Consider the following 8,251-nt stretch of genomic DNA (forward strand, 5'->3'; position numbering starts at 1 on the left):
GAGCTAGATGAGGGATGACCCTACCACCACTTTTCCGGCTGAAATGTGCCGGCCGCCTGCTCGATGACATGCGCCGTCTGGAACAGCGTCTCCTCGTCGAAGGGACGACCGATGAGCTGCAGGCCGAGCGGCAGGCCCTTGGCGTCGAGACCGGCGGGTACGCTGATGCCCGGCAGGCCGGCCATGTTGACGGTCACCGTGAAGATGTCGTTGAGGTACATCTTGACCGGATCCGACGCCATGTCCTCGTCGGCAACGCCGAAGGCGGCCGACGGCGTTGCAGGCGTCAGGATGACATCGACGCCAGCGGCAAAGACGTTCTCGAAGTCGCGCTTGATCAGGGTGCGGACCTTCTGCGCCTGCAGGTAGTAGGCATCGTAATAGCCGGCCGACAGCACATAGGTGCCGATCATGATGCGGCGCTTGACCTCGCGGCCGAAGCCGGCGGCGCGGGTCTTCTCGTACATGTCGACGATGTCCTTGCCCGGCACGCGCAGCCCGTAGCGGACGCCGTCATAGCGGGCGAGGTTCGAAGAGGCCTCGGCCGGCGCCACGATGTAATAGGCCGGCAGCGCGTATTTGGTGTGCGGCAGCGAGATGTCGACGATCTCGGCGCCGGCTTCCTTCAGCCAGGCAATGCCCTTCTGCCACAGAGCTTCGATGTCCTGCGGCATGCCGTCGACGCGGTATTCCTTCGGAATGCCGACCTTCATGCCCTTGATCGGTTTACCGATCGCGGCCTCGTAGTCCGGCACCGGACGATCGACCGACGTGGTGTCCCTCGGGTCGACGGAGGCCATCGACTTCAACAGGATCGCGGCGTCGCGCACGTCGCGCGCGATCGGGCCGGCCTGGTCCAGCGACGAGGCAAAAGCGACAATGCCCCAGCGCGAGCAGCGGCCGTAGGTCGGCTTGATGCCAACCGTGCCGGTGAAAGCCGCCGGCTGGCGGATCGAGCCTCCGGTGTCGGTGGCGGTGGCGCCGGCGCAAAGGAAAGCCGACACTGCGGAAGCCGATCCGCCGGACGAACCGCCCGGCACGAGCTGGGCATTGTCCAGCGTGCGCTGGGTTTTCGCGCCGCCGGCCGAGACGAAGCCGCCATCGCCCTGATGCGTGGTCGGCATCACCACCGTATCGAGGCGCGAGCGCCGCCACGGATTGATGACCGGACCGTAGTAGGAGGTCTCGTTGGACGAGCCCATGGCGAACTCGTCCATGTTGAGCTTGCCCAGCATGACGGCGCCGTCAGCCCACAGATTGGCGGTGACGGTTGATTCGTAGCGCGGCTCGAAGCCATCCAGCACGTGGCTGCAGGCCTGGGTGTGGACGCCCTTGGTGCCGAACAGGTCCTTGATGCCGAGCGGAATGCCTTCCAGCGCCCCGCCCTCGCCCCTGGCGAGCTTGGCGTCGGAGGCCTTGGCCATGTCGCGCGCCTTGTCGCCGGTGACGGTGACATAGGCATTGAGCACCGGATTGGCGCGCTCGATCGCCTGGAGATAGGCCTCGGTGATCTCGGCCGCGGTGATCTCCTTGCCGCGCAGCCTGGCGCGGGCCTCGGAAATCGTCAGATGTGTCAGGTCGCTCATCAGGCAAGGCTCTTTTCGTAAAACACCGACCACTCGGAGTCGGGATAATCCAGCACCGGGCCGCAGCGCGAGAATCCGGCGCGTTCATAGACGGTCCAGGCGGCGGGGTGGCGGTCTCCGGTTTCCAGCACAAGGCGCTTCATCCCCTCGCCACGCGCCAGCGCCTCGACCCGTTCAACGATTTTCGCGCCGATCTTCTGGCCGCGATGCGAGGGCCTGGTGTACATGCGCTTGACCTCGCCAACGGCGCCGTCATGACGCTTCAGCGCGCCGCAGCCGATGGCAAGACCATTGTCGCGGGCGACGAAGACGGTGGTGTCCTTGCCTGCCATCTGCTCGACGGTCATGTGGTAGCAGTGTTCTGGCGGCGTCAGTTCGAGCAGCGTCGCGTTGAGCTCCTCGACCAGCGTGCGCACATCGTCCTGCAAGGCGGTCTCGACGGCGATCTCGATTGCCATCGGCCGGTTACTCCACGACCTTCGGAACGAGGAAGAAGTTCTCTTCGGTGGCCGGCGCGTTGGCGACGATGTCGGAGGCCTTGTTGCCGTCGGTCACGATATCCAGCCGCTTCTTCATCTCCATCGGCGTCACCGATGTCATCGGCTCGACGCCGGAAACGTCGACCTCGTTCAATTGCTCGACGAAGCCGAGGATGGTGTTCAGTTCGCCGGTCATGCGCTCGGCGTCCTCCTCGCTCACTGCAATGCGGGCAAGGTGCGCGACACGCTTCACTGTCTGAAGATCAACGGACATTTCTGTTGCCTCTGGAAAACCAGCGCTATAGCGGCGCCGCGCGCGCCGCGCAACCTGCATCGTCGCGCGCGGATGGCCGAGATCTGGGCTTAAGGCGGCGTCACGCCTTCGCAGAGGAAATAGCTGCCGCTGTTGCCGGCCTGCTCGCTTTCGTCGTCGACCGGGCGGACCGATACAAGATCGAGCTGCTTTGGGCTCATCTGCGTTACCGACAGCACATCGGGAAAGACAAAGCCCGGCTCCTGGCAGATGGCGGTGACCGCCCAGCTCGGCGAGCGTGTCGCCTTGGTGACCTGAAGGAACTCGCAATTGTATTCGACGCCTTGCAGGCCGTGGGCCGACAAAACGATGTTGCCGGCCTCGATCACATCCTGCAGCTTGCCCTTCTTGGCCTGCGCGCACAGCTCTTCGGATTGCAGGTAGACACCGTCGATGAAGTCCTCCGCCGCCGGCGCGGGAGAAGCGGCAACCAGCATCGAAACGCAAAGTGTCTGCCTCAAAGCCATGATTTCATTCCATTTCTCTCATGAATGATCTCGGCGCGACGCGCCTCTCGGCCCTATATCGTGATGGTCTGGCCGATTGCCGGCAAGGCCACTTTCACACCTGAGCCCTCCATTCCCGCGACGAATTTGTCGGCGGTCTGGTCGATGATCGGAAAGGTGCCGAAATGACAGGGCACGACTGTGTCGAAATGGAAGAAGCGCCGGCAGGCGAGCGCCGCCACCGCGCCGCCCATGGTGAAACGGTCGCCGATCGGCACGAGGCCGATCTTCGGCTCATGCAGTTCGTTGATCAGCGCCATGTCGGAGAAGATGTCGGTGTCGCCCATATGGTAGAGCGTCTTGTCCTCCGCGAAATGCAGGACCAGACCGCCGGGATTGCCGAGATAGGTGTTGGCGCCGCCCTCGCCGCCGAAGGACGATGAGTGCAGCGCCTGGACGAAAGTGGTGGTGAAGGCGCCGCAATCGACGGTGCCGCCGATATTGCCGGGATTGATCCTGCTGCCGTTGGCGCCTTGGCCGACCAGATACATGCAGATTTCGTAATTGGCGACCAGCATGGCGCCGCTCTTCTTCAGCACCTCCAGCGCGCCGCTGACATGGTCGTTGTGGCCATGCGTCAGGAGCACATGGGTCACCCCTTCGGCCGGTCCTTCCCAGCCGCCCGTCCAGGACGGATTGCCGACCAGATAGGGGTCGATCAGGATATTGGCTCCCGCCGTCTCGACGCGGAACGCCGAATGTCCATACCAGGTCAGTTTCATCAACGACTTCCTCGATTTTTGTTGCGCCAGAGGATAGAACGCCTCGGGCAAAATTAAAGGGCCATCACATTCGGTGCATCAAAAAGGATGCGCCGCACCGTGCGTCTGAAGGAAAGCCGTTTGGGCATCATATCGATCGAGGACTTGCCGGCGCGCCTCGTCGGCGGCAGGACGCTCGCCGGGCTCGACCTCGGCGACAAGACGATTGGCGTGGCGGTCTCCGACCGAGGCCTGGCATTCGCCCATCCGCGCCCCGTCATCATGCGGCGGAAATTCTCGCTCGACGCGGCGCTGCTGCTCGCGCAGCTGGAGAAGGACAATGTCGGCGCGATCGCGCTCGGTCTGCCAGTGAACATGGACGGTTCGGAAGGTCCGCGCGCGCAGAAATCGCGCGCTTTTGTGCGCAACATGGCTGCCCTGTCGGACCTTCCCTTCGTGCTTTGGGACGAGAGGCTGTCGACGGTCGCGGCCGAGCGGACGCTGATCGAAATGGATTTTTCGCGCAGGAAGCGTGCCGGCAAGATCGATTCGGCGGCGGCCGCCTTTATTCTGCAGGGAGTACTGGACCGGCTTCAGTCGCTCGGTCCAGACGCTCTTGCGGAACCGGATTCCCCCAGCGGGTCCTGACCCAGGCGGCGATGTTGCGGCGGCGTCGGAACGCCCACAGCGCCATCAGCAGGAAGCTGTCGAAGACGCAGGCCTTGGCCACCATGCCGGGAATGAGCGCCGGATCGATGCCCAGCATCTCGCCGTAAAGCTGGAATACCAGGTCGTGCAGCGGGCGGCTCAGCATCACATAGCCGAAATTCATGTCGTTGAGCGACAGGAAGAACCAGCCCCAGAACAGGAGCAGCGGAGCGGCCCAGAGCGCGAACAGCGTGCGCATCAGCGGCCATCCCTCGAATTCGCTTCCGGCCGGCCGGAAATGCGTGACAGCAGTGAACTGTGCGCGGCGCCTCGTGCCATGACATGGGCGGTCGCGCGGACTTCGGTGTCGGCCGCAAACGCCTCGACCCGCGCCGTGCGCTGCTCGGCCAGCACCGCGACATAGGATGCGAGCAGCGCGGTCAGTTGCACGGCGACGACCATGAACAGGCCGTCGATGCCTTGCGCCGCGCCGCCGACCAGAACCAGCGACAACACAGCCGAGGCGGAAATGAAGGCGATGCGCACGACACTGTCCGTGGCGTCGGGACTGGCCGCTATGTTAATCAGCGTCTCGACGAAGGCCCAGCAGAACAGCACCGCCACCACCAGCAGCGCGATCGCCAGCGGCGCCACGATGGCGGCGTTCTCCAGTCCGGTGATGCGGCCGTTTTCGACCTCAAGGCCGAGCACCGCAAGGGCCGCGGCGACGCCGCGATTGCCGTCGATGCAGATATACGCCAGTAGAGCGAAAACGATCGCCCAGTGCAAGGCCAGAAAGGAGGTCAATACGTGCCGCATGGCGTTCCTGCTTCGCAGGGCAAGGAACGGCATGGTTAACCAATCCTTGCTCCGGTGAGAACAGTGGGCCCTGCGGGTCGCCGCCGCAATGGAAACCATTCGTTAAGGTTAACGTGTATCCACAGGCTACGCGAGGGCCTGGCGGAACCCGCTCAGTTCACCGGCGGATAGAGCGTGTCGACGATCATGCGCGCATCGTGGCGCGAATCGAGCATGCCATAGGTGTTGCGCCACTGGCCGGCGAGACGCGTCTCGACGAAGGCGTCGGCGATCCGCCCTGCCCCCAACCGGCGAAGCTCGGCTGCCGCCGCCGACAGCGCCAGTTGCTCGGTAAGCAGGCGCGCCGAACCCTCGTCGGTCGCCGCCACCTGCATGGCCGCCTTGAGCACGCCAATGGTGCCGCGGCCGCCGGCGCCGAGATCGCGGTCGATGCCGGCGAGCACCTCCTCGAACAGGCCCGGCGCGCGGCCGAGCACGCGCAGCACGTCGAGCGCCATAACGTTGCCGGAGCCTTCCCAGATGGCGTTGACCGGCGCCTCGCGATAGTAGCGGGCAAGCGGCGCCTCCTCGACATAGCCATTGCCGCCGAGGCATTCCATGGCTTCGTAGAGCAGCGGCGGCGTAATCTTGCAGACCCAGTATTTGACCACCGGCGTCATGGCGCGGGCGAAGGCCGCCTCGCCGCGATCACTCGCCGCCTCGTCGAAGGAACGCGCCAGGCGGAACGACAGCGCCGTGGCGGCTGCGACATCGAGCGCCATGTCGGCCAGCACGCGCTGCATCAGCGGCTGGTCGATCAGGTTGGCGCCGAACACCTGGCGGTGGCGCGTGTGGTGAATGGCCTCGGCCAGCCCTGCCCGCATGATCGCCGACGAGGCGACCGCGCAATCGAGCCTGGTCAGCGTTACCATATCCATGATCGTCTTCACGCCGGCGCCCGGCTCGCCGACCATCTCGCCGATGGCGTTGACGAACTCCACTTCCGAAGAGGCGTTGGAGCGGTTGCCGAGCTTGTCCTTCAGCCGCTGGAAGCGGAAGCCGTTGCCGGAGCCGTCGCCGAGGATGCGCGGGACGAGGAAGCAGGAAAGCCCTTCCGGCGCCTGCCCGAGCACCAGGAAGGCATCCGACATCGGCGCCGACATGAACCATTTATGGCCGGTGAGCCGATAGAAACCGCTGCCGGCGCGTTCGGCCCTGGTGATGTTGGCGCGCACGTCGGTGCCGCCCTGCTTCTCGGTCATGCCCATGCCGAGCGTCAGCCCGGTCTTCTCGACCGGCGGCTTCTGGCTCTGGTCGTATTTGCGCGTCGTCACCCGCGGCGCCCATTCGCGGAACAGTTTCGGGCTCGCCATCAGCGCCGCCAGCGAGGCGCTGGTCATGGTGATCGGGCAGAGGTGCCCGGTCTCCAGCTCGGCGGTGATATAGAAGCGCGCGGCCCGCACCTGGTGGCGGCGGCCGATCTCGGCATCGCCGTTTTCCCAGACCGAGGAATGCAGCCCGTTGGCGACGGAACGGCGCATCAGGGCATGGTAGGCGGGGTGGAACTCGACCTGATCGATGCGCCGGCCCTGGCGGTCATGCGTCCGGAGCTTCGGCGTCTCGACATTGGCGAGGCGGGCCAGTTCCTGCGCTTCCTGCGTCAGCACGAAACGGCCGAGCCCGTCGAGGTCCTTGCGCACCGGTTCGGAAAAGCGCTCGGCAAGCTGGATCAGCAACGGATCGCCCCGCCAGGCGTTGCCGCCCGTCAGCGGCGGCGGCTGGTTCGTCACGTCGTCGGTCACGCCCTGTCCCTATCATGCGAAGGCCACGAATCCGAAGCCATCGGGCCTTATAGCCCAAGCGATGCAAGGCGCGCGACGAAAATACCGGGGAGAACGACCGCAATCCAAAGCTGGTGCTTGCGGCTGGGGACACCGCACCCTATAGCAGCGCCTTGAGATGACCGACGCTTCGTCCCTGCCGCTCTATCCCCACCGCCATCTTCTGGGCATCCGCGATCTTTCCCCCGCCGATATCGAGCTTTTGCTCGACCGGGCGGACCGGGCCGTCGCCATCTCGCGGCAACCCGAGAAGAAGACCTCGACGCTGCGCGGCCGCACCCAGATCAACCTCTTCTACGAAGCCTCGACCCGCACGCAGTCGTCGTTCGAGCTTGCCGGAAAGCGGCTCGGCGCCGATGTCATGAACATGTCGGTGGCAAGCTCTTCGGTGAAGAAGGGCGAGACGCTGATCGACACAGCGATGACGCTCAACGCCATGCGCCCGGATATCCTCATCATCCGCCACCAGTCTGCCGGCGCGGCGGCCCTTCTGGCGCAGAAGGTCGGCTGCTCCGTGGTCAATGCCGGCGACGGCGCGCACGAGCATCCGACGCAGGCGCTGCTCGACGCGCTGACCATCCGCCGCGCCAAGGGGCCGCTGGCGAAGCTGATCGTGGCGATCTGCGGCGACATCCTGCATTCGCGTGTCGCCCGTTCCAACATCATGCTCTTGAATGCGCTCGGCGCGCAGGTGCGCGTCGTCGCGCCCTCGACGCTGCTGCCGTCGGGCATCGACAGAATGGGCGTGATCGTCGCCCGCTCGATGGCCGAAGGCCTGAAGGACGCCGACGTGGTGATGATGCTGCGCCTGCAGCGCGAGCGCATGGAAGGCGCCTTCGTGCCGTCGATCCGCGAATATTTCCGCTACTTCGGCCTCGACGCCGAAAAGCTCAAGGCGGCCAAGGACGACGCGCTGGTCATGCATCCCGGCCCGATGAACCGCGGCGTCGAGATTGCGTCCGAAATCGCCGACGGGCCGCAGAGCGTCATCCAGGAACAGGTGGAGATGGGCGTCGCCGTGCGCATGGCGGTGATGGAAGCGCTGCTCGACCCGCGCCGCAACCACGAAGGGCGCGGCGCATGACGACAACGGTCTTCAGCAAGGCGCATGTCGTCGATCCTTCGCGCGGCATCGACGAGGTCGGCACGGTCATCGTCGACGGCAGGAAGATCGTCGCCGCCGGCAAGGCGGCGCTGAACCAAGGCGCGCCGGAAGGTGCCGTCGTCATCGACTGCGCCGGCAAGGCGATCATCCCCGGCCTCATCGACAGCCGCGTCTTCATCGGCGAGCCGGGCGGCGAGCATCGCGAGACGATCGCCTCGGCAAGCATCGCCGCGGCGGCCGGCGGCGTCACCTCCATCGTCATGATGCCCGACAC

General features: G+C 65.4%; 10 protein-coding genes and 1 pseudogene. 3 read left to right on the forward strand and 8 right to left on the reverse strand.

Annotated elements, in window-relative coordinates; genetic code table 11:
* Window positions 1-20: 20 nt before the first annotated feature.
* From EN738_RS26075 to EN738_RS26095, 5 genes are all read right to left on the reverse strand, one after another.
* Window positions 21-1,586 carry an amidase family protein gene (locus EN738_RS26075; RefSeq protein ID WP_127286213.1) on the reverse strand — a complete coding sequence of 522 codons (1,566 nt, stop codon included), beginning with the start codon at window positions 1,584-1,586 and terminating at the stop codon, window positions 21-23.
* Window positions 1,586-2,044 carry a GNAT family N-acetyltransferase gene (locus tag EN738_RS26080; RefSeq protein ID WP_127286214.1) on the reverse strand — a complete coding sequence of 153 codons (459 nt, stop codon included), beginning with the start codon at window positions 2,042-2,044 and terminating at the stop codon, window positions 1,586-1,588. The genes EN738_RS26075 and EN738_RS26080 overlap by 1 nt, the downstream gene beginning before the upstream one ends.
* Window positions 2,045-2,051: 7 nt before the next feature.
* On the reverse strand, window positions 2,052-2,339 hold the full coding sequence (gene gatC / locus EN738_RS26085) for an Asp-tRNA(Asn)/Glu-tRNA(Gln) amidotransferase subunit GatC (RefSeq protein WP_127286215.1): 288 nt from the start codon (window positions 2,337-2,339) through the stop codon (window positions 2,052-2,054).
* 89 nt (window positions 2,340-2,428) lie between these two features.
* The gene (locus EN738_RS26090) at window positions 2,429-2,845 is read right to left on the reverse strand and encodes a hypothetical protein (protein WP_127286216.1); all 417 of its coding nucleotides are present in this window, start codon (window positions 2,843-2,845) and stop codon (window positions 2,429-2,431) included.
* 53 nt (window positions 2,846-2,898) lie between these two features.
* Window positions 2,899-3,606 (reverse strand): metal-dependent hydrolase, encoded by a 708-nt coding sequence (locus tag EN738_RS26095; protein ID WP_127286217.1) that lies wholly within the window; start codon window positions 3,604-3,606, stop codon window positions 2,899-2,901.
* 120 nt (window positions 3,607-3,726) lie between these two features.
* Between EN738_RS26095 and ruvX the strand changes: the two genes are divergently transcribed.
* A complete protein-coding gene (ruvX, locus tag EN738_RS26100) occupies window positions 3,727-4,233 on the forward strand; it encodes a Holliday junction resolvase RuvX (RefSeq protein ID WP_127286218.1) in 507 nt (168 codons plus the stop codon).
* On the opposite strand, the gene EN738_RS26105 is transcribed toward ruvX, so the two are convergent.
* From EN738_RS26105 to EN738_RS26115, 3 genes are all read right to left on the reverse strand, one after another.
* Entirely contained in the window at window positions 4,151-4,492 is a 342-nt protein-coding gene (locus EN738_RS26105) for a DUF6105 family protein (protein ID WP_127286219.1), read from the reverse strand. The two genes, ruvX and EN738_RS26105, sit on opposite strands and share 83 nt — an antisense overlap.
* Window positions 4,492-5,052, reverse strand: a complete 561-nt coding sequence (locus EN738_RS26110) for a hypothetical protein (protein WP_127286220.1) — start codon at window positions 5,050-5,052, stop codon at window positions 4,492-4,494. Before EN738_RS26110 ends, EN738_RS26105 begins: the two co-directional genes overlap by 1 nt.
* Before the next feature lie 152 nt (window positions 5,053-5,204).
* Window positions 5,205-6,833 carry a DNA alkylation response protein gene (locus EN738_RS26115; protein WP_127286221.1) on the reverse strand — a complete coding sequence of 543 codons (1,629 nt, stop codon included), beginning with the start codon at window positions 6,831-6,833 and terminating at the stop codon, window positions 5,205-5,207.
* A 157-nt stretch (window positions 6,834-6,990) separates the two neighbouring features.
* On the opposite strand from EN738_RS26115, the gene EN738_RS26120 reads away from it, so the two are divergent.
* Both EN738_RS26120 and EN738_RS26125 read left to right on the forward strand, forming a co-directional pair.
* Window positions 6,991-7,956: an aspartate carbamoyltransferase catalytic subunit gene (locus tag EN738_RS26120; protein WP_127286222.1), complete on the forward strand. Its 966-nt coding sequence runs from the start codon at window positions 6,991-6,993 to the stop codon at window positions 7,954-7,956.
* Window positions 7,953-8,251 (forward strand): annotated as a pseudogene (locus tag EN738_RS26125) (dihydroorotase); the annotation flags it as partial. The gene EN738_RS26120 and the pseudogene EN738_RS26125, both read left to right, overlap by 4 nt.

Source organism: Mesorhizobium sp. M4B.F.Ca.ET.017.02.2.1, from assembly GCF_003998955.1.
Taxonomy (GTDB): Bacteria; Pseudomonadota; Alphaproteobacteria; order Rhizobiales; family Rhizobiaceae; genus Mesorhizobium; species Mesorhizobium abyssinicae.